Source organism: Enterobacter cloacae complex sp. ESBL7, from assembly GCF_041679625.1.
Classification (GTDB): Bacteria; Pseudomonadota; Gammaproteobacteria; order Enterobacterales; family Enterobacteriaceae; genus Enterobacter; species Enterobacter asburiae_B.
In genome coordinates, this window is the sequence record NZ_JBGORN010000001.1 from 219,451 (window position 1) to 242,576 (window position 23,126).

Genomic DNA, 23,126 nt, shown 5'->3' on the forward strand with positions numbered 1-23,126 from the left:
AAACGCGTCCTGAGCTACTTTGTCTCCTCCGAAATAAGCTTTCAATTAATCAATTGAACGTATTTCTTATTCCCGATTATTCGCGGGAAGGGTTATTTACATTTTAAAGGAATAGACATGAAACTCAGCAACATTGCTTCTACTGTTATTGCTACTTTGGCCCTGGTTGCAGGTGCCGCAAATGCAGCAGATCCTGCTGCGCCGGTTTCCGTAAATGGCGGTACCGTACATTTTAAAGGTGAGCTGGTTAATGCGGCTTGTTCAGTAAATACTGATTCTTCCGAGCAGACCGTTAATCTGGGTCAGTATCGCACCGCGAAATTTACCAAAGTGGGCGACACCACCTCTAATATTCCATTCAACATTGAACTGAATGATTGCGATCCGCTGGTTGCCAAAACTGCCGCTGTTGCGTTCACCGGTCAGATCGACCCAACCGACAAAACCCTGCTGGCCGTGACCTCCGGTAACAACGACAACACCGCGAAAGGCGTGGGTATCGAAATCCTCGACAGCAAATCCAGCGTTCTGACCCCAGACGGCGCGACCTTCTCTGCTGCGCAGACGCTGATCGAAGGGACCAACACCCTGAAGTTCACCGCACGTTACAAATCAACGGCTGCCACCACTGAGCCAGGCCAGGCAAACGCTGACGCCACCTTCGTAATGAAATACGAGTAATTCCTCCGCACAGGGATGTTCAGGCCTCACGGACGAGGCCCGTCATACGCTAATGCCAGGAACGAAGGATGACAAGGACTGGAACACTACTGCTGTTAACCCTTGCGATGGCATGCCCGGCATCGGCGCATACCGTGGTGATCGAAGGTGGCAAGGTTCATCTCAGAGGTGAACTGGTGAACGGCGGCTGCGCCGTGGCGCCAGACAGCCAGAATATGCGCATCGACATGGGGCAGTACCGAACCAATTCATTTTCCGGTGTGGGCAGTTTTTCCACGGTTAACGTGCCTTTTACCGTGCGGCTGCTGGACTGCAGCGTTGATGTTTCGCGCACCGTGGGGATCCAGTTTCAGGGCGTGACGCCCGCAGAAGATCCGCAGGTCTTTCTGGCGACCTCGCGGCCGGGTGAAACGCCCGTCAGCAGCGGCGTGGGGCTGGCGCTTTTTGACGAACAGCAGCGTCAGATTATCCCAAACGCCACGGCCGTCAGCTGGCTGCCGATCGATACCCGCGAGCTCGCGTTCCATTTTAGCGCCCGCTATCGGGCTATTTCCGAACACCTCGAGCCAGGCAAAATTCAGTCGGATGTCTGGTTTACGTTGATTTATCCATAACACCTGCGAACACATTATTAAAGGTACGGTTGTGATGAATACCCTAATTAAACCAGGACTTTTTTTATCGTTTATTTTGATGATGGTTTCTGCCTGCGCAAATGCTTCCGGCGGTATTGCGCTGGGGGCCACGCGCGTTATTTATCCCGCAGAGGCGAAGCAAACGTCGCTGGCGATCACCAACAGCAACAAACAGGAACGCTATTTAATTAACGCGTGGATCGAAAATGCGAGCGGGCAAAAAGAAAAAACCTTTGCCGTCACTCCGCCCCTGTTTGTCAGCGAGCCGAACAGTGAAAATACGCTGCGTATTATTTACGCCGGGCCAGCGCTGCCTGCCGATCGCGAATCGCTCTTTTACATGAACGTGAAGGCGATCCCGTCGGTGAACAAAGCGAAAACGGAAAACAATAACGTGCTGCAGCTGGCGATCCTCTCACGCATCAAGCTGTTTGTGCGCCCGAACAACCTGGCGATGCAGCCGGAAGAGGCGCTTTCCCAGCTGCGGTTTGAGCGCGCGGGCAGCCATCTCAAAGTCAGCAACGCTTCTCCGTATTACATCACCCTCGTCAATCTAAAGCTGGGCGGGCAGCAGCTGGATAACCTGATGGTTGCACCGAAAAGCTCGGCTCAGCAGGTGCTGCCAGCCGGTGCTGGCGGTACGCTTTCCTGGCAGAGCGTGAATGACTACGGTGCCATCACCCCGGCGCGTAGCGTCAACCTGTGAGCAGAGTCAGGGCGATGAAAAAGCACCAGAGACGTTACTGCCCGGTTGCACTGGCGCTGATGGCTGCGCTCTGGCCGCAGGCTGGCTGGAGCGAAAGTTATTTCAACCCGGCCTTCTTGTCGGACGACACCGCCAGCGTGGCGGATTTGTCGCGTTTTGAACAAGGACACCAGCAGGCACCCGGCGTTTATCGCGTGGATATCTGGCGTAACGATGAGTTTATCGGTACCCAGGACGTGCGTTTCGAGCAGGCCGAGAACACGCCGCCGGTGGCGGGCGGTTTGTCGGCGTGCATTACGCGCGCGATGCTCGATCGCTTTGGCGTCAACGTCGCGGCGTTTCCCGAGCTGGCTAAGGTGCAGGGCGACACCTGCGTTCCGTTGACCACGGCCATACCCGGCAGCGAAACGGTATTCAATTTTGCCTCTCAGCGTCTGGACGTCAGCCTGCCGCAGGTGGCGTTGCAAAACAGCGCCCGGGGCTACATTCCGCCTGAACAGTGGGATGAAGGCATTCCCGCCGCGCTGGTGAACTACAGCTTCACCGGTAACCGGGGAAGCGAAGACGACAGCTATTATCTGAACCTGCAGAGCGGGTTGAACTATGGCGCCTGGCGTTTACGTAACAACGGCGCATGGCGGTACACGCAGAATAACGGGCAGCGGCACAGCGAGTGGCAGAATATTGGCACCTGGGCGCAGCGCACCGTCATCCCGCTCAAAAGCGAACTGGTGCTGGGCGACAGCAATACCGGGAACGACGTCTTCGACAGCATGGGTTTTCGCGGCGGACGGCTTTTCTCGTCTGACAGCATGTACCCGGACAGCCTGCAGGGCTACGCGCCGACCGTGCGCGGGATCGCCCGTACGCCCGCCAAAGTGGTGGTTCGCCAGAACGGCTACGTTATCTATCAAAGCTACGTCCAGCCGGGCGCATTTGCGATTACCGATCTTAACCCGACCTCCTCAAGCGGTGATCTGGAAGTCACGGTCGAAGAGAAAGACGGCACCCAGCAGCGCTATACCGTGCCGTACTCCACCGTGCCGCTCCTGCAGCGTGAAGGGCGCTGGAAGTATGACCTCGTCGCGGGGGATTACCGCAGCGGGAACAGCGATCAGGATACGCCGTTCTTCACTCAGGGCACCCTGATTACCGGTCTTGCCAACGGTTACACGCTCTACGGCGGGACGCAGCTGGCGTCACGCTATACCGCGGTGGCCGTCGGGGCCGGGAAAAACCTGGGCGACTGGGGCGCGGTCTCGCTCGATATCACCCACGCCCGCAGCCAGCTCGCGGACGACAGCAGGCACGAAGGGCAGTCTCTGCGCTTCCTCTATGCGAAATCCCTTAACGGCTTCGGCACCAACTTCCAGCTGCTGGGCTACCGCTACTCCACAAAAGGGTTTTACACCCTCGACGATGTCGCCTGGCGCTCCATGGAGGGCTATCAGTATGCCGATAGCCAGAACGATAACGATGTGCCGGACGTGCAGAGCTATCACAACCTGACGTGGAATAAAAAAGGCCGCTTCCAGCTCAACGTTTCTCAGTCTCTTGGGGACTACGGCTCGGTCTATATCTCCGGTAGCGAGCAGACCTACTGGGGAACAGACGAGACGAACCTCTGGTACCAGCTGGGCTACGCGGGAGGCGTGAAGGGGATCAACTACTCCGTCTCGTGGTCGTGGAACAAATCCGTGGGGATAGATGGCACCGATCGGATCGCGTCGTTTAACGTCTCCGTGCCGTTCAGCCTCTTTACCCGTCAGGGCTATCGCCGGGACAGCGCGATTGACCGCGCCTACGCTACGGCATCCGCCAGTCGAAACAGCGATGGCGACACAAGCTGGCAAACCGGCGTCAGCGGAACGCTGCTGGAGGATCGCAACCTGAACTACAGCGTGACCCAGGGACACGCCAGCACCAACGGCGCAAGCGGAAGCGCCAGCGCCAACTGGCAGGCGACCTACGGCACGCTGGGCGTTGGCTACAACTATTCCCGCGACCAGCACGATCTCAACTGGCAGCTCTCCGGCGGGGTAGTCGGCCACGCCGACGGCGTGACCTTCAGCCAGCCGCTGGGCGACACCAACGTGCTGATCAAAGCGCCGGGGGCATCGGGCGTCAGTATTGAAAACCAGACCGGCGTGAAAACCGACTGGCGAGGCTACGCGGTGATGCCGTATGCCACCGTCTATCGCTACAACCGCGTGGCGCTGGATACCAACACCATGAGCAATAACACCGATATCGAAAACAACGTGAGCAGCGTGGTGCCGACCAAAGGTGCGCTGGTACGCGCCAGCTTTGATACCCGCATTGGCGTGCGCGCCCTGCTGACGGTAACGCGCGGCAACCAGCCGGTGCCGTTCGGCGCGGTGGTGCGCGAGACCAAAAGCGGCGTCACCAGCATGGTGGGGGATGACGGGCAAATTTACCTGAGTGGGCTGCCGCTGGAGGGAGAACTGCTGATCCAGTGGGGCGACGGGGCGCAGTCCCAGTGTCGCGCACCTTACAGCTTGTCTGAACAGAGCCTGCAACAGGCAATCACACTTAAGGGGATCGGCTGTGATTAAAACTCAACTCTTTGCCTTGTCGCTGCTGGCGCTACTGCCCGCGACAAACGCATTAGCGACCGTGTGCGTCAATGAAAAAGGCGTGCCGACGGAAGTGCATTACGACCTGACGGATAAATTCAACAGCTCGAATAACCAGATTGGGCAGGTCGTGACGCTCAGCGAGAAATCGCAGTGGGTAGGGGTGAATGCCGTCTGCCCGAAGGGCACGACCGGGAATACCACCAAGCGCAGCTATGTGACCGATTATACGGTAACGGGGACCAGCGATGGCTACCAGTATCTGAAGCTTAACGACTATCTGGACGGGGCGATGAAAATCACGGACAGCTATGCTGGCGTGTTTTACCCGCCAAAAAGCTATATCCAGATGGGGAGCCATCCTAACGTCTCCAAAAACAAACCGTTTGGCGTTCAGGACTCCAGCCTGGTCTTCCGTCTTAAGGTGACCCGGCGTTTTATCAACATGGTGGTGATCCCGCGTGCCACCATGTTCCGCGTTTACGTCACCACTACCTCTTCCGATCCGTTAACCACGCCGGTCTATACCATCAGCTACAGCGGAACCATTCAGGTGCCGCAAAGCTGTGCCATCAATGCCGGTAACGTGGTGGAGTTTGATTTCGGCGACATTGGCGCCTCCTTGTTCAGCAAGGCGGGCGTGGGTAACAAGCCGGAGGGGGTCTCATCGCAAAGCAAAACCATCGCCATCAAATGCACCAACGTGGAGGCGAACGCCATGCTGACGATGCGGGTCGAGGCGGAAAAAGTCTCTGATAATGTGCTGGTGTCGGATAACCCGGATGTGGGGTTCATCATCGCCAACGAGAGCGGGGCGCCGCTGACACCCAACAACCTGACGAGCAAAATTCCGTTCCGCCTCGACGACAGCGCGCAGGCGCAGGTCGGGATCCGGGTCTGGCCGGTGAGCGTGACGGGCAATAAGCCAGCGGAAGGGCGCTTCACCTCGCGCGGGTATTTGCGCGTGGATTACGACTAAGGAGCCGATATGCGAAACAGGATCCGTTTTCTCACCGTAGCGCTCTTTGCGCTTTGCACGCAGGCTCAGGCGGACACCGCGTTGGGCGAGATTAACATTCGGCTCTACGGCAATATCGTCGATTTTACCTGCGTTGCCGAGGGCAGCGACAGCGACAAGGCCGTCCCGCTGGGCACCTGGCCCACGAAACAGCTCAGCACCACCGGGAGCCGCACGCAGCCGATGCCGTTTACGCTGAAGCTGACCGGCTGCCCGCCGGGCGCGGCGTCCATTACGTTTTCGGGTAAAGCCGACGGAAGCAATAGCGGCTTGCTGGCGCTGAATGACGCCAGTACTGCAAGCCATGTCGCCGTTGAGATCAGGGATGCGGATAAAACGCGGCTGGCGCTTCAGCAGGCCAGCCAGCCGGTCTCGGTTGATGCGCAGGGAAATGCGATTCTGTCATTTTATGCCAATTATATTGCCACTGCCGATAACCCTCAGCCCGGACGGGCTGATGCGGATGCCACCTTCATGATTAATTATAATTAGCACTGACCGCACTCCCTGCAGCTCAGATAAGCTGCAGGGAGTGAATTCAGGTTATAGCAGCTCGTGGGCTTTGGCGTAATCAATTAATTCCACGATGCTTTGCACACCCAGCTTGGAATAAATATTGGATTTGTGCGCGCTAATGGTCTTGTTGCTTAATAGTAGCTGTTCAGCAATTTCCTTGTTGGATAATCCATTCGCCAGATACCGTAATACCGTGACCTCGCGATTCGATAATGGCATATCTACTGCCATCCCTTTCCCTGAACCCAGGTGGTTTATAAAGTTCAGCGTTTCCGACGGGAAAAAGGAATAGCCCATCAGGATCATTTCTACGGCGTTGTAGATCTCACCTAAATCTTTTCGTTTACTGACGAAGCCATTTGCCCCGGCGCGAATGGCGCGACCCGCGTAAAATAACTCTGATTTAGACGAGAGGAACAGAACCTTAATGTTCTTGTTTAAGTTTCTGATTCTCTTAAGTAAAGCGAAAGCATCCGTGCCCGTGAGTTCAATGTCAAGGATCACCAGATCGATAGGGTGATTGCGGATACAGTCAAGGACTTCATGGCTATCGCCAGACTTGAGCTTGACTGTGATATTCTTATTTTTCTGTAGCAGGACTTCTATCGACATTCTGACGATAGGATGTTCGTCCATAATGATAACGGATGCCGGTTTCATTTTTAATGCCTCAGATTGTTAAAAGCGTTATGCAGAGTTTGGTAAAACTCTCGAAATGCCGGAAGGATATAATGTGCAGATCCCTATACCGTAGTATTTCCCTGGAAAGAGCGAAAGCATCCTTGTTTACGTAATGAAAAGAACTATGCCTCAGCGCGGTCATCTCATTAGGCTGGTGTTGGCAAAAAGGTTTTTCTTATTCATATTTGATACGCATCTTATTATACAGGGTAAGTTTTTTCCGAAAACCCTGTAAATTAATGTGAGGGTATTGGTTTGTATTATCTTCTGGATCTTAATCGCTATTTTTTTAAATTTAGCGGAAATATCCTGTTATCTCATTTACCGCATATTTTCATCTTTATGTAATAACAAAAAATAACAGATATCTCTGTATGTTGATTAATTGTTAACAAAAATACGCCTCTTTGAAAGGGACGAACCCGCAAAAGTGAGGTTAAAAATTGCCCTCGCAGGCCGTCTGGCCTTCATCTGAAAGTGCTTGCGCCGATCCGGATAACGGCGTCTGGTGCACAGGAGAACGTGCTGCCCGCTTTGCTTTTTACTCCTGGCAGTTGTCGCTAAGCTGCTTGTTTTTACATCATTATCATCTTGTTAACGCCTTCTGCATTCGCTTAACGGATGGAGGAAAGTGCTGCCGTTCCGCTAATCTGTGGCATTTCACAAGGTTCACGCCCATGAATTAGGAATAGTTATAAATTCGATTTTATTGTTAAAAATTAACATTTACGCAACGCAAGTGGTAAGTAAATTCTTAAACCGCTTTAGGAAATAAGGGGTTAGGAGGTGAGTGAAAACGTGCAGTCTGAGAGGTTATTAAGAAGATGCAGCAATTCCTGGCGATGCCTTAGCCCCAGCTTCAGCAGGATGCAGCTGAGACGATAGATAATGCGGCTATAGGGGCGATTCTGCATAAGGGCAATCTGACGCAATGTCTTGCCCCGGGATAGCTCCTGCAGAATGGGCCATTCGTTGCGCGAGAACCAGTCTTTCTCGGTTCCCGGCGGAGGGAGGGGATCCTGCAGGCTGTGCTGGAGCGCGGCGGCGTTCAGCTGACGTTCGAGCACATGAAAGGGACCTGCCGCTTTGCAGAAGAGGCGGGTGTCGTAATTATCGGCCCGGACCAACAGCCAGGGCGTCAGGAACGGAGGAAACAGGCTATGCCGTCTCAACTGATCCAGTTTCTCCAGAAGCCCCGTGGATCGGCTTTCAATATCCACGACCAGACGGGCTGAGGGCCACTGCGTCTGAGCGATAAGGGCGTCGTCCAGCGTGGCGTAGTCGCAGCAGCTGCTCAGGGGAAACTGCCCGTTGAGAAAACCGGTGCGCAGGTAGTGATCCTCCGTCACCAGAAGGATAAACGGGGCGTCGGTTTTGCGGGGCTGGCTGATGGACTGGCTCAAAAATTCGAGCCGGTCGAAAAAGGGGGGAGCAAAAGGTGAGCGCGTAAATCCCAGTGCATCACTTCCTGTACGCCGCCGCCGGTAACGGCGCACTGTCATTCGCATGGTCTCCCTCCTGGAAATGGCGTTTTAATCCTCCGGCCATGTCCAGGACGGCCAGTAATATCCCTGGCCGAGGTCTGCGCCTGCCTGCAGTGCCCAGGTACGATCGCGTTCAGTCTCAATACCTTCAATAAGCACTTTCCCGGCAAGCTGAAAGCAAAGGGAAACCAGTTGCCTCAGCGCAGGGGTGTCGCGTAAACGCCAGAATGCTTCCTTATCTATTTTGATGCCGCTTAACGGGAGTCGGCAGGATAAAAACGACTGCACTGTGACGTCATCCACGTCATCAAGCCAGATTGCGTGTCCCTGTCTGCAAAGTTGCCGCAAATTTTGAACGACATGCTGCTTCTGTACGAGGGAAAGCGCCAAAAAGGACGCGAGGTCGACAATCTCAATATTGAGCGGCACGCCTGGCAACCGGATAAGTCGCTGAAAAGACGCGGGCTCTGTCAGGACGGTTATCGGCAGATTAATAAAAAGATTATGACCGTGCGGCGTATTTTTTAACGCGGCAAGCTGCGCTTCAAGCAGCGTTATCGACCACTCTGCGGAGCGATCGCAAAAAAAGTTCTCGCTGTCCCGCGTGTCGGACAGGACGCTAAGGACCTCCACGCCAACCTGGCGCAAGGAGGAAAGGGCGACGATGGGCTCAAGCTTAATGCCGACGATGTCCTGAGAAATGTACTGTAACCGGGGGGGCGTATCGATCAGGTTTTGCGCTGTCACTCCATTGTCCTGTTGTCTGTCAGCCTCCAGGCGGCCGGGATACCTGACTCTAGTGTGACGAGCTGACGGTCAGGAAAACAGCAGGCGTTACTTAAATGCAACTAAGCCTTTTCGCAGCGCTAAATTTTACGGTGAAACAGGGCGAAATGTTGAGAAAATAGCCGTATTTACAATCGGCTAGCGGTAATTGGCCCTGAAAACGGAAAAGGCATTGACTCACCTGCCATTGACCGTATAATTCTTCGCGTTTCACCACCGCGAAGTACACGCATATCAGTGCGCCCTTAGCTCAGTTGGATAGAGCAACGGCCTTCTAAGCCGTAGGTCGTAGGTTCGAATCCTACAGGGCGTGCCATTTCATTTCATAGAGTACGCCTCCTTCACATCCTCCTGATTTTCGTTGTGGGACATATTTGGGACATCGCCCCTAAAATTTACCGGTCAAGAAGGACATTTATGTGGTATCTACTCGCAACTTCGCTTGCCGCACTCTCCCTTAATAAAAGCCTGGCTTACCTGATGCTGGGATTAACGGCATTTCTCGGCTGGAAACAGAGTATTCTTGACGCCCCGGCGCTGCTGGTTATTGCATCAATCGTTGTTGGCTGGTCTGCTGTTGAATGGCTACGGAATAAAAATAATAAATATACCTATCTGGTCGAAGGCCTGTGCGTGGCCATCGCCGTTGCCCTGGTTTTGCATCTGATCCCGGGCTTCCATAACCCCAAAGTGCTGGATGCTGTCGTCGTAGGTCCGCAAAGCATGCCGTTCAGTATGTACTTTAATATGGACAAGGCAGTGGTGCCGTTCTTTTTAATTACGTGCATGCCAACGTTATTCGTCGCAAAACCCCTCTATAAAGCGGGCAAGCTCGGCTGGGGAATATTGGTTCTTGCGATACCCGCGCTGTTACTTCTGGCTGTTGCGTTGGGCGGACTTAGAATTGAGCCGCATGCGCCTGAATGGTTCGCTCAATTTGCCCTTGCGAATATTTTTTTCGTCTCTTTGGCTGAGGAAGCCTTGTTCAGAGGCTACCTGCAGCAACGCTTGTCCCGGATTATTCATCCTGTTGTCGCGCTGTTGATTGCCTCAGTCATCTTTGGACTGATGCATTATAGCGGCGGTTTACTACTGATTATTTTTGCCAGCCTCTCCGGCATTATTTACGGCCTGGCGTGGATGTGGAGCGGCAGGCTTTGGGTTGCGACGTTATTCCATTTTGGGCTGAACTGCGTGCATTTATTGTTCTTCACCTATCCGATGTATGCCCCCCACGCTGCGATGTGATGCGTTTTTAAATAGTCGCCTAATAATTTGGCTACCTCTGAATAAACATAAAAAGCCCCGAAATATCGGGGCTTTTTTATATATGCCGGGTGCGTAAACAACAAATTTCACTTCGCGGGAGAATGAATAGAAGGCTAATGAATTTCATTGCTGGCAGGCTTAAGGTTTTCTTAATCTAAATATTATCTCGGATTAAAATCTGAATTTTTATCTTAACAAACTCCGCAATAAAGAAATTTTACACTTTTACGACTAAACTCGATTGATACTAATTATCATTAGCGTTGTTGTATGCTTTAATCCTGTCCCACAAAGCTATGAGTCGTTAATCCCGTTGGTCTATAAAGGATATGTTCATGAATTCTCGCCTGCTGTCCTGCTTCTCGCTTGCCTTGTTGTCTTCATCCCTTTTCCTTTCCACACAAGCAGTTGCCGCCGATAACAACGAAGGTATCGTTGTTTATAACGCGCAGCACGAAAACCTGGTGAAGTCGTGGGTTGACGGTTTTACCAAAGAAACCGGCATTAAAGTCACTCTGCGTAATGGCGATGACAGCGAGCTGGGTAACCAGCTGGTTCAGGAAGGCAGCGCGTCCCCGGCAGACGTATTCCTGACGGAGAACTCGCCTTCAATGGTGCTGGTGGATAACGCCAACCTGTTTGCGCCATTGGATGCAGACACCCTTAAGCAGGTACCGGCAGAATATCGTCCGGCGCACGGCCGCTGGATTGGCATCGCGGCCCGCAGCACGGTGTTTGTGTATAACCCGGAAAAGCTGAACGAAAAGCAGCTGCCTGAATCGCTGATGGATCTGGCAAAACCCGAGTGGAAAGGCCGCTGGGCGGCATCACCGTCAGGCGCGGATTTCCAGGCCATCGTGAGCGCGATGCTGGCGCTGAAAGGCGAAAAGGCCACGCTGGAATGGCTCAAGGCGATGAAAGCCAATTTCGTTGCCTATAAAGGCAACAGCACCGTGATGAAAGCGGTCAATGCCGGTCAGATTGATGGCGGCGTGATTTATCACTACTACCGTTTTGTCGATCAGTCCAAAACCGGTGAAAACAGCAAAAACACCCAGCTTTACTACTTCAAACACCAGGATCCGGGCGCGTTCGTGAGCCTCTCTGGCGGCGGCGTGCTGGCGTCCAGCAAACACAAAGCGCAGGCGCAGGCCTTCATCAAATACATTACCGGTAAAGAAGGCCAGGAAAGCCTGCGGACCAACAACGCCTTTGAATATGCCGTGGGCGTGAACGCGGCCTCAAACCCGAAACTGGTCCCGCTGAAAGATCTTGATGCGCCGAAAGTTGAACCTTCAACGCTCAACAGTAAAAAAGTTATCGAGCTGATGACGCAAGCCGGCCTGCTGTGATCCTGAGAGTGAAGTGAACGTCTTATGTCTGGTCTGAGTCTCGACATCGGAAAAAACAGAGCGCAGGAGCCTGCCCGCAGGCGTCCTGCACTGCCGATGGTTGCGTTAGCTGTGTTGTTTTCATTAATGGCGCTTCTGCCTTTGGGTTTTATCATTGCCATTGGCATTGAGACCGGCTGGGAAACCATTAAGGCGCTGGTGTTTCGCCCGCGTGTTGCTGAGCTGCTCAGCAACACGCTGTGGCTGACGGCTTTAGCGGTTCCGCTGTGTATCGTGACGGGCGTGGCAATCGCCTGGCTCACGGAGCGCACGCAGCTTGCCGGGCGAGGGATCTGGTCCGCACTGGCGGTCGCCCCGCTGGCGATCCCCGCGTTTGTGCAAAGCTACGCCTGGGTGAGCGCTGTCCCGTCCATGCACGGGCTCTCCGCGGGCGTGTTCCTCTCGGTTCTTGCCTACTATCCGTTTATCTATATGCCGGTTGCGGCGGTGCTGCGTCGCCTTGACCCGACGCTTGAAGATGTCGCCGCTTCGCTGGGTACGCCGCCGTGGCGGGTCTTTTTCCGCGTGGTGCTGCCCCAGCTTAAGCTCGCTATCTGCGGCGGCGCGCTGCTGGTGGCGCTGCACCTGCTGGCGGAATATGGCCTGTACGTGATGATCCGCTTTGATACCTTCACCACGGCAATTTATGACCAGTTCCAGTCTACCTTCAGCGGCCCGGCGGCGAACATGCTGGCGGGCGTGCTGGCCTTGTGCTGTCTGGCTATATTAATGCTGGAAGGCGTGACGCGCGGAAAAGCACGCTACGCGCGCATTGGCGCCGGGGCCGCGCGCGAGCAGAAACGCTGGCCGCTGAAGCCTGCGGCCGCCGCGCTGGGCCAGCTGTTTTTCATCGTGCTGATCGTGCTGGCGCTGGGCGTGCCGTTAATTGTCCTGTGTCGCTGGATTTGGCTCGGCGGCGTGCAAAACTGGATGAGTGCCGATCTCTGGCACTCCCTGCGCCAGACGCTGATGCTCGGCGTGGGCGGCGCGCTTCTGACGACGGCGTGCGTGATCCCCATCGCGTGGCTGGGTATTCGCTATCCGCACCGCATCTTCCGGACGCTGGAAGGGTGTATCTATATCACCAGCTCGCTGCCGGGCATCGTCACGGCGCTGGCGCTGGTCACCGTCACCATTCACTACGCCCGTCCCATTTACCAGACGGAAATTACCCTGTTCCTTGCCTACCTGCTGATGTTTATGCCCCGTGCGCTCATCAACCTGCGGGCGGGGATTGCGCAGGCGCCGGTCGAACTGGAGAACGTGGCGCGCAGCCTGGGCAGCACGCCCGCGAAGGCGCTCTGGAGCGTCACGATGCGGCTGGCCGCGCCGGGTGCGGCGGCGGGGGCCGCGCTGGTTTTCCTCGGCGTCAGCAACGAGTTGACCGCCACGCTGCTGCTCTCTCCGCTGGGCACGCGCACGCTCTCCACCGGATTCTGGGCGCTGACCAGTGAAATTGACTATGTGGCCGCCGCGCCTTACGCGATGCTGATGATCCTGATTTCACTCCCGCTGACCGCCATTCTCTATATGCAGTCGAAAAAAATTGCAGGGCTATGACATGCTTGAATTAACCGCCATTTCTAAATCGTTTTCTGATGTGCAGGTGCTCGACAGCTTAAACCTGAGCGTGGCGCCGGGGAGCAGGACGGCGATTGTCGGGCCGTCCGGGTCGGGGAAAACCACGCTGCTGCGTATTCTGGCCGGGTTCGAAACGCCTGACACCGGGCGCATTGTCATGCAGGGGAGAACGCTGTTCGACGAAAACAGTTTTGTTCCCGCCCACCTGCGCCGGATCGGTTTTGTGCCTCAGGAGGGTGCGCTGTTCCCGCACCTCAATGTGGCAGACAACATCGCCTGGGGGCTGGACGGCACTCGCCACGAGAAGCGCCAGCGCGTTGAGGCGCTGATGGAGATGGTTTCTCTGGACAGGCAGCTCGCAACGCACTGGCCCCACGAGATTTCCGGCGGACAGCAGCAGCGCGTGGCGCTGGCCCGTGCGCTGGCCCAGCGACCTTCACTGATGCTGCTGGATGAACCGTTCTCGGCGCTGGATACCGGCCTGCGCGCGATGACGCGTAAGGCAACGGCCGATCTGCTGGCCGAAGCGGGCGTAGCCTCGATTCTGGTCACCCACGATCAGAACGAAGCGTTGTCCTTTGCCACGCAGGTTGCCGTCATGCGCTCCGGGCGCTTCACGCAGGTCGGGACGCCTTATGACGTTTACACCCGTCCCGTTGACGAAGAGACGGCGCTGTTTCTTGGCGATGCCGTGATCCTGCCTGCTCAGCTCGCTGCCGGGTATGCCGTGTGCGCGCTGGGTGAAGTGCCGACGGACAACGCGCAGGCGACAGGACAGGGCAGGGTAATGATGCGTCCTGAACAATTACGCGTGACGGCATGTGCAGCGCATGAAAGCCCGATCTCGATTCTCGACGTGGACTTCACCGGCCAGCTGTCAACGCTCACCCTGGGATTAGCCGGGCAGCAGCAGCCCGTAATTCTGAAGACCGTAAGCCAGCCAGGATGGAACCCGGGCACGGCTGTACGCATTGATATTGCTGGCACCGCGCGGGTATTCGAATATTCTTAATATTCGTTAGTAATTTCATGCAACGGGTTGTTATAAAAGATTTTTCCCGAACGCATGGCAATTCCTGAGATTCTCTACCATGCTCATAAAACCTCACCACAATGCGTGAGGTTTTTCGTAGTTGCTGATTAATCTCAAGGAAAAAGGTTATGAAAAAGACGACTGCTATTTTGTTGGGAACGGCGTTACTGTTTACGACCAATGCTTTTGCTGCCCAGCTACTCACTAAAAGCGAGTTCAAGAAAGTTGCATCTCAATATAAAAAAATCGGTACGGTAAACACCTCGAATGAAGTATCGGTGGATGATGCGAAAAAAGAACTGATTGAGAAAGCCGATAAGCAAGGCGCGGATGTCCTGGTGCTCACTTCAGGGAACACCAACAATAAAATTCACGGTACGGCCAATATCTACAAGAAAAAATAATGTTATTGCAGCCATCCCCGAAACGGGGTGGCTGTTCCCCCTCTTTTCTCGCCAAATCTCCTTATGAACGCGGTTACACTTGCTAACGCATGGATAATGCGTATAGTTCTCATTTGCATTGCATTCAATACATTCTAAGGCCCGACAACGGGTCATTTTTGCGCGCACTTTAAAATGAGTTAACGATGAACAACACCATCATGCACAAAACGCTGCTGGCGCTCGCCGTTGGCGCGGCGACACATTCCGCCTTCGCGGCGGACAATCAAAAAGAGGACACCCTTGTTGTCCAGGCTGCTCCAGCCAGCGATTTCAAACCCGGTGGCGACCAGCTGGTACCTGCCTTCCTTGACGGACAGGTGGCGAACGGCGGGCGCATGGGTATGCTGGGCCAGCAAAACGCCATGGACGTGCCGTTCAACATCATCAGCTACACCTCGAAGCTGGTGGAAGATCAGCAGGCGAAAACCATTGCCGATGTCGTCGCGAACGACGCGGGCGTGCAGTTCGTTCAGGGATACGGCAACAGCGCGGAGACCTACCGCATCCGCGGCCTGAAGTTTGACGGCGACGACATGACCTTTGGCGGCCTGTCCGGCGTGCTGCCGCGCCAGGTTGTGGATACCCAGATGGTCGACCGCATCGAGATCTTCAAAGGGGCAAACTCGCTGATGAACGGCGCGGCAAGCTCCGGCGTCGGCGGGATGATCAACCTTGAACCAAAACACGCGGGCGAACTCCCACAGGCGAAAGTCGGCGTGGACTACACCTCGGATTCCCAGATTGGCACCACGCTGGATGCGGGCCGTCGCTACGGTGACAGCGACCAGTTCGGCGCGCGGGTGAACCTGGTTCATCGCGAAGGGGAAACCGGCATACCGAATGACCGCCGCCGCACCACGCTACTCTCTACCGGCCTGGATTACGCGGGCGACCGCTTCCGCACCTCGCTGGATCTGGGTTATCAGAAGAAAACCTTCCACGGCAGCCCGACCAGCGTCAATATTTCCGCGGTGGATTTCGTTCCGGAGCCGCCGAAAAACGATCGCAACTTCTCGCAGAAGTGGGCCTACAGCAACATCGAAAACGAATTCGGGATATGGCGCAGCGAGTATGACATCACCGACGGCTGGACCGCCTATACCGGTCTTGGCGCGCAGCACGCGCACGAGGAAGGCATCTACAGCGCGCCGAAGCTGGTGGATAAAAGCGGCAAGGCAACGGTCAGCCGTCTCGACACCAACCGCATCAGCGATTCCGTCAGCGGCATGGCGGGCATTCGCGGTAATTTCAATACAGGCTTCGTCTCGCACAAGGTCAACGTTGGCTATTCGGCGATGACCAAAAACGAAAAAATCGCGTGGAAAATGTCGGCGACGAAGGATAATCCGACCACCAACATCTACCACAACACCGGCGTCGACATGCCGGACAGCACCAACTTCAGCGGCTCCGGCGGAAAGTACAGCGATCCGCTGACCAGCGGGCGCACCCGTACCCAGGGCTGGCTGCTGAGCGATACGCTGGGCGTGCTGGACGACAAGCTGCTGTTCACCGCAGGCGCCCGCCATCAGAAAGTCGTCATTCGCGGGTATAACAAAGTCACCGGTGCGGAAAACGCGGCGGACGGTTTCGACGGCAGCCGCTGGATGCCCACCTACGGCGTGGTCTACAAGCCGTGGGAGGAAATTTCCCTCTATGCAAACCACACCGAAGCGCTGCAGCCGGGCAAAACCGCACCTAACACCGCCACCAACTACGGCCAGAGCACCGGTATCGTTCACTCTAAGCAGAACGAAGTGGGCGTGAAGGCGGACTTCGGCCGCGTGGGCGGATCGCTTGCGCTGTTTGAGATCAAAATGCCGTCGGCGATCCTCGACGACAGCGGCCACTATGGCCTGGACGCCGAGCAGCGTAACCGTGGCGTGGAGCTGAACGTCTTCGGCGAGCCAATGCTGGGGATGCGTCTGAACGCCAGCGCCACCTGGCTGCAGGCCGAACTGACCAAAACCAAAAATGGCGTGAATCAGGGCAACGATGCGATCGGGATCCCGAACTTTTACGCCGTACTGGGCGCTGAGTACGACATTAAGCCAATTGACGGCCTGACCGCCACCGCCCGCGTGAATCACTCCGGCGCGCAGTACGCTGACCTGGCAAACACCAAAAAGCTGGACAGCTACACCACGCTGGATCTGGGGATGCGTTATCGCTTCGCGGTGAACCACAATGAAAACCAGATGACGGTTCGCGCGGGCATCGACAACGTGACTAATGAAAACTACTGGGCCAGCGTGGACGATTCCGGTACCTATATTACGCAGGGCGAACCGCGCACCTTTAAGGTTTCGGTTGGCTACGCGTTTTAAGCGTTCCATCTCGTTATCCGGGGCAGGGATGCCCCAATCCCTTGCTACCTCCAGCATGAAGTGTTAAAACGTGCCCCTTCTAAAAAAGAGACAGGGGTAGGACGTGAAAGACGCGTCATCCGCTTCAGGCCATGGTAGCGCTGAAGCCTCGTCGGATCAGAATCCGACGCTGCAACGTGGTTTGCAAAATCGACATATTCAGCTCATTGCCCTTGGCGGCGCGATCGGTACCGGGCTGTTTCTCGGCATCGGCCCCGCTATTCAGATGGCTGGCCCGGCGGTGCTGCTGGGTTACGGTATCGCCGGGATTATCGCCTTCCTGATCATGCGCCAGCTTGGCGAAATGGTCGTTGAAGAGCCGGTTTCAGGCTCCTTCGCGCACTTTGCTTATAAATACTGGGGCCCGTTTGCTGGCTTCCTGTCCGGCTGGAACTACTGGGTGATGTTCGTGCTGGTGGGGATGGCCGAGCTGACCGCCGCAGGCATTTACATGCAGTACTGGCTGCCGGACGTCCCGACATGGATCTGGGCGGCGGCCTTCTTCATCATTATTAACGCCGTTAACCTCGTCAACGTGCGCCTGTATGGCGAAACCGAGTTCTGGTTTGCGCTGATCAAGGTGCTGGCGATTATCGGGATGATCGGCTTTGGCCTGTGGCTGCTGTTCTCCGGCCACGGCGGCGAGCGCGCCACGATCGACAACCTGTGGCAGCACGGCGGCTTCCTGGCGACCGGCTGGAAAGGGCTGATCCTCTCCCTGGCAGTGATCATGTTCTCCTTCGGTGGACTAGAGCTGATCGGCATTACCGCCGCGGAAGCGCGCGACCCGCATAAAAGCATTCCCAAAGCGGTCAACCAGGTGGTGTACCGGATTCTGCTGTTCTACATCGGCTCGCTGGTGGTGCTGCTGGCGCTCTATCCGTGGGTGGAAGTGAAGTCCGACAGCAGCCCGTTCGTGATGATTTTCCACGATCTGAACAGCAACGTGGTGGCCTCGGCGCTGAACTTCGTCATTCTGGTGGCGTCTCTGTCGGTCTATAACAGCGGCGTTTACTCCAACAGCCGCATGCTGTTCGGCCTCTCCGTGCAGGGCAACGCGCCGAAGTTCCTCACCCGCGTCAGCCGTCGCGGCGTGCCGGTGAATTCCTTGTTACTTTCCGGCGCCATTACGTCGCTGGTGGTGCTGATCAACTATCTGCTGCCGAAAGAGGCCTTTGGCCTGCTGATGGCGCTGGTTGTTGCCACGCTGCTGCTGAACTGGATCATGATCTGCCTTGCGCACCTGCGCTTTCGCACCGCGATGCGCCGCAAGGGACGCGAGACGCAGTTCAAAGCGCTGCTTTACCCGGCGGGGAACTATATCTGTATCGCTTTCCTCGGGCTGATTCTGGTGCTGATGTGCACCATGGATGAGATGCGTCTTTCGGCGATGCTGCTGCCGGTGTGGGTTATCTTCCTGTTTGTGGCGTTTAAGCTTTCCCGCAAAAAGTGATCTGCTTTTCTCCCTCTCCCCGTGGGAGAGGGCCGGGGTGAGGGCACCAGACTGCACCTGCCTTCACGCCCGGCAACCCACCTCACCGATGCTGTAGGGTCAACGAGCGAATATCGTTCCCGGTCGGGGACTGGTGAATACGCAGCCCAAATTCATCCACCACTGCGAAAATATGGTCGAAGATGTCGGCCTGAATCTCCTCATATTCTGCCCAGACCACCGTGTTGGTGAAGGCATATATTTCAATCGGCAAACCATTCGCATCAGGCGCTAGCTGGCGCACCATCAGCGTCATATCTTTGCGAATACGCGGATGGTTGCGCAGATATTCATTCAGGTAGGCGCGGAAGGTCCCAATATTGGTCATCTTACGCAGATTTAATACTGACTCCCCTTCACCGTTCTTCTGATTCCACAGGCTAATTTCCTCATGTCGCGCGGCCAGATAGGGCTTCAGCAGCTTCGCCTGAATGAGTTTCTGCTGCTCCTGCTCGTCGAGAAAATGAATGCTGGTGGTATCAATATTCAGGCTGCGCTTAATGCGTCGCCCGCCGGAGGCCGACATGCCGCTCCAGTTGATAAAGGCGTCGGAGACCAGCGCCCACGTCGGAATGGTGGTGATGGTGTTATCAAAATTGCGCACTTTAACGGTGGTCAGACCGATGTCCGTTACCGTGCCGTTGGCACCGTATTTCGGCATCTCCAGCCAGTCGCCGAGCTTGAGCATGTCGTTGGCGGAAAGCTGGATCCCGGCCACAAGTCCGAGTATCGGGTCCTTAAACACCAGCATCAGAACGGCGGCCATGGCGCCCAGACCGCTGATCAGAATCGCCGGGGACTGGCCGATCAGCAGGGAGATAATCAATATCCCCACCAGGATGGCGCTCACCAGCTTGATGCCCTGGAAGATCCCCTTCAGCGGCAGCTGTGACGCGGTGGCCATTTTCTGCGACAGATTAAAAATCACGTCCAGCAGCGAGAAGAAGGAGAGCAGGGCATACACCATGACCCACAGCTTTGCGCAGGTAGTGAGAATTTCCGCCGCTTCGCTGCCCTTTTGCAGCCACAGTACAGCCTGAACGTTGACGATTATCCCCTGAAGGGTGAAGGCCAGACGGTGAAATAATTTATTCTGGGTGATGATCTGCAGCCACAAATGGCTGCTGGCCTGCGCGCGTTTTTCGAACGCGCGAAGCACCACTTTGTGCAGAATAAAATGAACGATGATGGCGGTAAGAAAAATAATACCAAAGATAATCACTAAAGAGGTGGTGTGATTAATTTCAATGCCTAACTCTTCAACCTGAGCAATTAATTCCTGCATAACGTCTCCTGTATTGATGCAGCCCCATAATGGCGGCTGCGGATCTATTATGCAAATTCCCGGGCTTATTTGGTGGCCTGGCAGACCTTCACCACCGGCAGGCACAGGCTATGGCGGATGCGCAGCGTCGCCAGGGCAAGTACCACCATCATCGCCGTTTCCACCATCAGGAAGACGTTAACCGCCTGGGTGTAATCCCCGTGATGGTTTTGCAGCGCGTGCAGCAAAATCGCGCCAAAAATGGCCGGGCCAAGCCCCAGCGCGGCCTGCTGCAGCGTGCTGAGAATGGCGCTCGCAGCCCCCGCGTCGTCAGGCTGAATATCGCGCATCCCGATGCGGTAGAAGCTGTTCACGATCAGCGCCTGCCCGTAGCCGACCAGCCCGGTCGCGGGCGCCAGCGTCAGGGCGGTATTCTCCATTCCCCAGACGCGGAACGTGGCGATCAGCGCCAGCAGGCCGGCAATCTGGATCGCCAGACCCGTCAGCAGAATGGTACTGGTGCTGTAGCGAGCAATCAGCCTCGGCGCGAACCACGCCGAAATAAAGTAAGTTACGCCCAGCGCGATAAAACTGTTTCCGGACTGCCACGGTGCCATCCCCAGACCGGTTTGCATGGTCAGCGCCATACAGAACATAAACCCGGACCAGACGCTGAAAAAGAGCATCGCAATCAGAATGCCAAAGCGAACGCTGCGAAGCTGCAGCAGGCGCGGCGGGATCAGCGGGTGGGCATTCTCACGCTCCTTTTTGCGCGCATTCAGCGCCGTCAGCCAGGCCAGCGGAATAATGGCGAGAAGCATAACCTTCAGCGGCCACGACCAGTGCCACTGGGGGCCGAGCGCCATCGGGAACAGCAGGCAGCAAAGAATGATCGCCAGCAGCACGGTTCCGGTCCAGTCGATGCGTGACGGCGTCTCGCGACGGGTTTCGGGTACGAAATGGCGACTCAGCGCCAGCACCACCAGACAGATCGGGACGTTGATAAAGAAGGCGTTACGCCAGCCCAGCCCGGCGATATCCGCCGACACCAGCCAGCCGCCGCCCATCTGGCCGACGATAAACGCAATCCCACCGATGCCGCCAAACAGGCTGATGGCCTTAGCGTGCGCCGTACCTTTCAGCGTCACGTGCAGCGTGGCAAGAATTTGCGGCACGATCAGTGCGGCTCCCGCCCCCTGAACGATGCGCGCGGCCAGCAGCTGTTCAATGTTCCCCGCCATCCCGCAGAGCAGCGAGGCCAGGCCAAAGCTCGCCACGCCCCACATGAACAGACGCCGACGGCCAAAGTTATCCCCCAGCTTGCTGCCGAGCGCGAGGCAGACGGCGAAGGCCACGCCGTAGAGGGCGACGATCAGCTCCAGCTCGGTGGCGGTGGCGTTCAGCGAATGGGTGATGGCGTCCAGCGCGACGTTGGTGATTGAGGTATCAATCATGGGCAGCATCTGGCCGGTTAGCAGCAATATCAGGCCAGCGCGGCCGGGTGAAACAACTGACGTATTCATGGTAACTCCATTGCGTCATTCAACAGATGGTCGTAGCATCAACCATCTGATAAACGGGTACCAGTTCTTACTTATACTGGTACTGGCACTACCATGCAGGGGGATTTATGGCCTTGATGTCTGAACCCGTCGTCTCACTTCAGGATGACACCCGAAAACAGCTGGGGGCATTTTTACGCGCGCGACGCGAAAGCCTCGATCCGCAGCGTCTCGGCCTGCCGCGCAGCGGTCGTCGCCGCACGCCGGGTCTGCGCCGGGAAGAGGTGGCGATGCTCGCGGACGTGGGCGTGACCTGGTACACCTGGCTTGAGCAGGGCAGGGACGTCAATCCGTCCAGCGCGGTGATGGCCGCTGTTGCGAAAGCGCTGCAATGCACACCGACCGAGGCCCGACACCTGTTTGTGTTAGCCGGGTTGCCGCCGGGGGAAGCGCCGCAGGCGGTCTGCTGCGAGGGCATCAGCGAGGGCACGCGGCGCCTGCTGGATACGCTTATGCCTAAACCCGCCAGCATTCAGAAACCGAATTTCGACATCGTGGCGTGGAACGACAGCTTCGGGCACCTGATGGGCGTCGATTTCAATGAAATCCCGCCGGAAGACCGCAACTGTATTTACCTGTTCCTCACCCACCCGGCGTGGCGCGCGCGTCTCGGCAGACGTGACGATGTGCTGCCCATATTTGTCTCCTATTTTCGGGCAGCGATGGCCGAACATCGGGGTGACCCGCTGTGGGAGGCCAAACTGGCGCGCTTCTTTGCGGTGTCGGAAGAGTTTAAAACCCTGTGGCACCAGCGCAACGACGTGCGCGGCGTGGAGAACCAGCTCAAGCTGTTTACCCATCCCGAGCTGGGGGATTTTACGCTGCAGCAGATGTACTGGTACTCCGCGCCGCGAAACGGGTCGCGGCTGCTGGTGTATCTCCCCGTGGATGAGGCGGGGGAAAGAGCAATGGCATGGTTGGCGGTGCAGAACAAATAAACCTGGTTTCCCGGGTCAGTAGTTATCCGGAAGCCTGTTTATTGCCATTAAGAGCCCACGTTCAATTTTAATATAGTTGCCTGTTTTCAAATCGCTCAGGATCTTCATAATTCGACTGCGCGAAAGATGGGTTTTTTCCTGTATATAGTCACAGGCATTAATCGACAGACGAAGGTCCTCTTTTTCGGTCATTAGTGACACAAGGTTTAAACGAATCAACTCGTATGTAGACAACCCAACCGAAGTTTCGTGAGCTTGCAGTAACCGTTTTATGGCATACATATACGAATAGGCGGCTTCCTGCCAAAGATTGCGATTGTTAATAATTTCAAGTGTGGATTTTCGTGGTTTGATTTCATATCTAATCTCACCGCAGGCCTGCATATAAAAGCCCGCATTGGTATCAATAAGGTCATTCATGCCAACGATCATCGGGGCTTCGATAAACTTCAGCAGAAGCTGGTCTCTCGTACGGTAGACGGCGACGATGCCGGAGTGAAGAATGAACGTCATCGGTTCTTCAAGTTGATCGAGTGAGATGATTTGGCGTTGGCGGCCGACTCTTATACGCGCGGGTTCAGAGAGCTCACCAATAAGTTTTATAATGTAATTTTCAGGTTTCATAGCGCACAGCATTCCCAGAGAAATATCACTACGAGTATATCAGAGGCTGATAAAAG

20 protein-coding genes and 1 tRNA gene are annotated in these 23,126 nt (G+C 55.8%); 15 read left to right on the forward strand and 6 right to left on the reverse strand.

What is annotated here, in order from left to right:
- Window positions 1-117 precede the first annotated feature (117 nt).
- From fimA to sfmF, 6 genes are all read left to right on the forward strand, one after another.
- Window positions 118-681: a type 1 fimbrial major subunit FimA gene (gene fimA / locus ACERY3_RS01065; RefSeq protein ID WP_023310641.1), complete on the forward strand. Its 564-nt coding sequence runs from the start codon at window positions 118-120 to the stop codon at window positions 679-681.
- A 68-nt stretch (window positions 682-749) separates the two neighbouring features.
- Window positions 750-1,295: a type 1 fimbrial protein subunit FimI gene (fimI, locus tag ACERY3_RS01070; RefSeq protein ID WP_023310642.1), complete on the forward strand. Its 546-nt coding sequence runs from the start codon at window positions 750-752 to the stop codon at window positions 1,293-1,295.
- 34 nt (window positions 1,296-1,329) lie between these two features.
- Window positions 1,330-2,022, forward strand: coding sequence for a type 1 fimbria chaperone FimC (fimC, locus tag ACERY3_RS01075; RefSeq protein WP_032661434.1), 693 nt, complete (start codon window positions 1,330-1,332; stop codon window positions 2,020-2,022).
- Window positions 2,023-2,036: 14 nt separating this feature from the next.
- On the forward strand, window positions 2,037-4,598 hold the full coding sequence (locus ACERY3_RS01080; protein ID WP_182931605.1) for a fimbrial biogenesis usher protein: 2,562 nt from the start codon (window positions 2,037-2,039) through the stop codon (window positions 4,596-4,598).
- Entirely contained in the window at window positions 4,591-5,598 is a 1,008-nt protein-coding gene (gene fimH, locus ACERY3_RS01085) for a type 1 fimbria D-mannose specific adhesin FimH (RefSeq protein WP_039263990.1), read from the forward strand. The genes ACERY3_RS01080 and fimH overlap by 8 nt, the downstream gene beginning before the upstream one ends.
- A 9-nt stretch (window positions 5,599-5,607) precedes the next feature.
- On the forward strand, window positions 5,608-6,129 hold the full coding sequence (gene sfmF / locus ACERY3_RS01090) for a fimbria assembly protein (RefSeq protein ID WP_039263992.1): 522 nt from the start codon (window positions 5,608-5,610) through the stop codon (window positions 6,127-6,129).
- 51 nt (window positions 6,130-6,180) lie between these two features.
- Here sfmF and fimZ read toward each other — a convergent pair whose 3' ends face one another.
- From fimZ to ACERY3_RS01105, 3 genes are all read right to left on the reverse strand, one after another.
- Entirely contained in the window at window positions 6,181-6,813 is a 633-nt protein-coding gene (gene fimZ / locus ACERY3_RS01095; RefSeq protein ID WP_033144828.1) for a fimbria biosynthesis transcriptional regulator FimZ, read from the reverse strand.
- Window positions 6,814-7,613: 800 nt separating this feature from the next.
- The gene (locus ACERY3_RS01100) at window positions 7,614-8,342 is read right to left on the reverse strand and encodes a response regulator transcription factor (RefSeq protein WP_058841205.1); all 729 of its coding nucleotides are present in this window, start codon (window positions 8,340-8,342) and stop codon (window positions 7,614-7,616) included.
- Window positions 8,343-8,366: 24 nt separating this feature from the next.
- Window positions 8,367-9,065, reverse strand: a complete 699-nt coding sequence (locus ACERY3_RS01105; RefSeq protein ID WP_058841206.1) for an EAL domain-containing protein — start codon at window positions 9,063-9,065, stop codon at window positions 8,367-8,369.
- Between the two features lie 278 nt (window positions 9,066-9,343).
- On the opposite strand from ACERY3_RS01105, the gene ACERY3_RS01110 reads away from it, so the two are divergent.
- The 8 genes from ACERY3_RS01110 (at window position 9,344) to pheP (ending at window position 18,643) form a co-directional block, all read left to right on the forward strand.
- Window positions 9,344-9,420: transfer RNA gene (locus ACERY3_RS01110), tRNA-Arg, on the forward strand.
- 101 nt (window positions 9,421-9,521) lie between these two features.
- Window positions 9,522-10,352 carry a CPBP family intramembrane glutamic endopeptidase gene (locus ACERY3_RS01115; RefSeq protein ID WP_058841207.1) on the forward strand — a complete coding sequence of 277 codons (831 nt, stop codon included), beginning with the start codon at window positions 9,522-9,524 and terminating at the stop codon, window positions 10,350-10,352.
- Window positions 10,353-10,708: 356 nt separating this feature from the next.
- The gene (locus ACERY3_RS01120) at window positions 10,709-11,725 is read left to right on the forward strand and encodes an iron ABC transporter substrate-binding protein (protein ID WP_039263996.1); all 1,017 of its coding nucleotides are present in this window, start codon (window positions 10,709-10,711) and stop codon (window positions 11,723-11,725) included.
- 24 nt (window positions 11,726-11,749) lie between these two features.
- A complete protein-coding gene (locus ACERY3_RS01125) occupies window positions 11,750-13,324 on the forward strand; it encodes an iron ABC transporter permease (protein WP_058841208.1) in 1,575 nt (524 codons plus the stop codon).
- A gap of 1 nt (window position 13,325) precedes the next feature.
- Complete coding sequence (locus tag ACERY3_RS01130) at window positions 13,326-14,357, forward strand: ABC transporter ATP-binding protein (RefSeq protein WP_033144834.1); 1,032 nt, start codon at window positions 13,326-13,328, stop codon at window positions 14,355-14,357.
- Between the two features lie 149 nt (window positions 14,358-14,506).
- On the forward strand, window positions 14,507-14,782 hold the full coding sequence (gene yahO / locus ACERY3_RS01135; protein ID WP_033144835.1) for a DUF1471 family periplasmic protein YahO: 276 nt from the start codon (window positions 14,507-14,509) through the stop codon (window positions 14,780-14,782).
- Between the two features lie 185 nt (window positions 14,783-14,967).
- The gene (locus tag ACERY3_RS01140) at window positions 14,968-17,151 is read left to right on the forward strand and encodes a TonB-dependent receptor (protein ID WP_373224880.1); all 2,184 of its coding nucleotides are present in this window, start codon (window positions 14,968-14,970) and stop codon (window positions 17,149-17,151) included.
- Between the two features lie 103 nt (window positions 17,152-17,254).
- Window positions 17,255-18,643, forward strand: coding sequence for a phenylalanine transporter (pheP, locus tag ACERY3_RS01145; RefSeq protein ID WP_319875445.1), 1,389 nt, complete (start codon window positions 17,255-17,257; stop codon window positions 18,641-18,643).
- Window positions 18,644-18,725: 82 nt separating this feature from the next.
- On the opposite strand, the gene ACERY3_RS01150 is transcribed toward pheP, so the two are convergent.
- Window positions 18,726-19,967, reverse strand: coding sequence for a mechanosensitive ion channel family protein (locus ACERY3_RS01150; RefSeq protein ID WP_033144837.1), 1,242 nt, complete (start codon window positions 19,965-19,967; stop codon window positions 18,726-18,728).
- A 65-nt stretch (window positions 19,968-20,032) separates the two neighbouring features.
- Window positions 20,033-21,469 (reverse strand): MFS transporter, encoded by a 1,437-nt coding sequence (locus ACERY3_RS01155; RefSeq protein ID WP_373224881.1) that lies wholly within the window; start codon window positions 21,467-21,469, stop codon window positions 20,033-20,035.
- Window positions 21,470-21,576: 107 nt separating this feature from the next.
- Between ACERY3_RS01155 and ACERY3_RS01160 the strand changes: the two genes are divergently transcribed.
- Entirely contained in the window at window positions 21,577-22,446 is an 870-nt protein-coding gene (locus ACERY3_RS01160) for a helix-turn-helix transcriptional regulator (RefSeq protein ID WP_087822131.1), read from the forward strand.
- 15 nt (window positions 22,447-22,461) lie between these two features.
- Here ACERY3_RS01160 and ACERY3_RS01165 read toward each other — a convergent pair whose 3' ends face one another.
- Window positions 22,462-23,070, reverse strand: a complete 609-nt coding sequence (locus tag ACERY3_RS01165) for a helix-turn-helix domain-containing protein (protein WP_052206784.1) — start codon at window positions 23,068-23,070, stop codon at window positions 22,462-22,464.
- Window positions 23,071-23,126 lie beyond the last annotated feature (56 nt).

Coding starts and splice junctions, on each gene's coding strand:
- ACERY3_RS01120 (WP_039263996.1), top strand. CDS start 10,709: ATGAATTCTCGCCTGCTGTCCTGCTTCTCGCTTGCCTTGTTGTCTTCA.
- ACERY3_RS01150 (WP_033144837.1), bottom strand. CDS start 19,967: ATGCAGGAATTAATTGCTCAGGTTGAAGAGTTAGGCATTGAAATTAAT.
- ACERY3_RS01130 (WP_033144834.1), top strand. CDS start 13,326: ATGCTTGAATTAACCGCCATTTCTAAATCGTTTTCTGATGTGCAGGTG.
- fimC (WP_032661434.1), top strand. CDS start 1,330: ATGAATACCCTAATTAAACCAGGACTTTTTTTATCGTTTATTTTGATG.
- ACERY3_RS01115 (WP_058841207.1), top strand. CDS start 9,522: ATGTGGTATCTACTCGCAACTTCGCTTGCCGCACTCTCCCTTAATAAA.
- sfmF (WP_039263992.1), top strand. CDS start 5,608: ATGCGAAACAGGATCCGTTTTCTCACCGTAGCGCTCTTTGCGCTTTGC.
- ACERY3_RS01080 (WP_182931605.1), top strand. CDS start 2,037: ATGAAAAAGCACCAGAGACGTTACTGCCCGGTTGCACTGGCGCTGATG.
- fimA (WP_023310641.1), top strand. CDS start 118: ATGAAACTCAGCAACATTGCTTCTACTGTTATTGCTACTTTGGCCCTG.
- ACERY3_RS01100 (WP_058841205.1), bottom strand. CDS start 8,342: ATGCGAATGACAGTGCGCCGTTACCGGCGGCGGCGTACAGGAAGTGAT.
- fimI (WP_023310642.1), top strand. CDS start 750: ATGACAAGGACTGGAACACTACTGCTGTTAACCCTTGCGATGGCATGC.
- ACERY3_RS01160 (WP_087822131.1), top strand. CDS start 21,577: ATGGCCTTGATGTCTGAACCCGTCGTCTCACTTCAGGATGACACCCGA.
- yahO (WP_033144835.1), top strand. CDS start 14,507: ATGAAAAAGACGACTGCTATTTTGTTGGGAACGGCGTTACTGTTTACG.
- ACERY3_RS01125 (WP_058841208.1), top strand. CDS start 11,750: ATGTCTGGTCTGAGTCTCGACATCGGAAAAAACAGAGCGCAGGAGCCT.
- ACERY3_RS01155 (WP_373224881.1), bottom strand. CDS start 21,469: ATGAATACGTCAGTTGTTTCACCCGGCCGCGCTGGCCTGATATTGCTG.
- fimZ (WP_033144828.1), bottom strand. CDS start 6,813: ATGAAACCGGCATCCGTTATCATTATGGACGAACATCCTATCGTCAGA.
- ACERY3_RS01140 (WP_373224880.1), top strand. CDS start 14,968: ATGAACAACACCATCATGCACAAAACGCTGCTGGCGCTCGCCGTTGGC.
- ACERY3_RS01165 (WP_052206784.1), bottom strand. CDS start 23,070: ATGAAACCTGAAAATTACATTATAAAACTTATTGGTGAGCTCTCTGAA.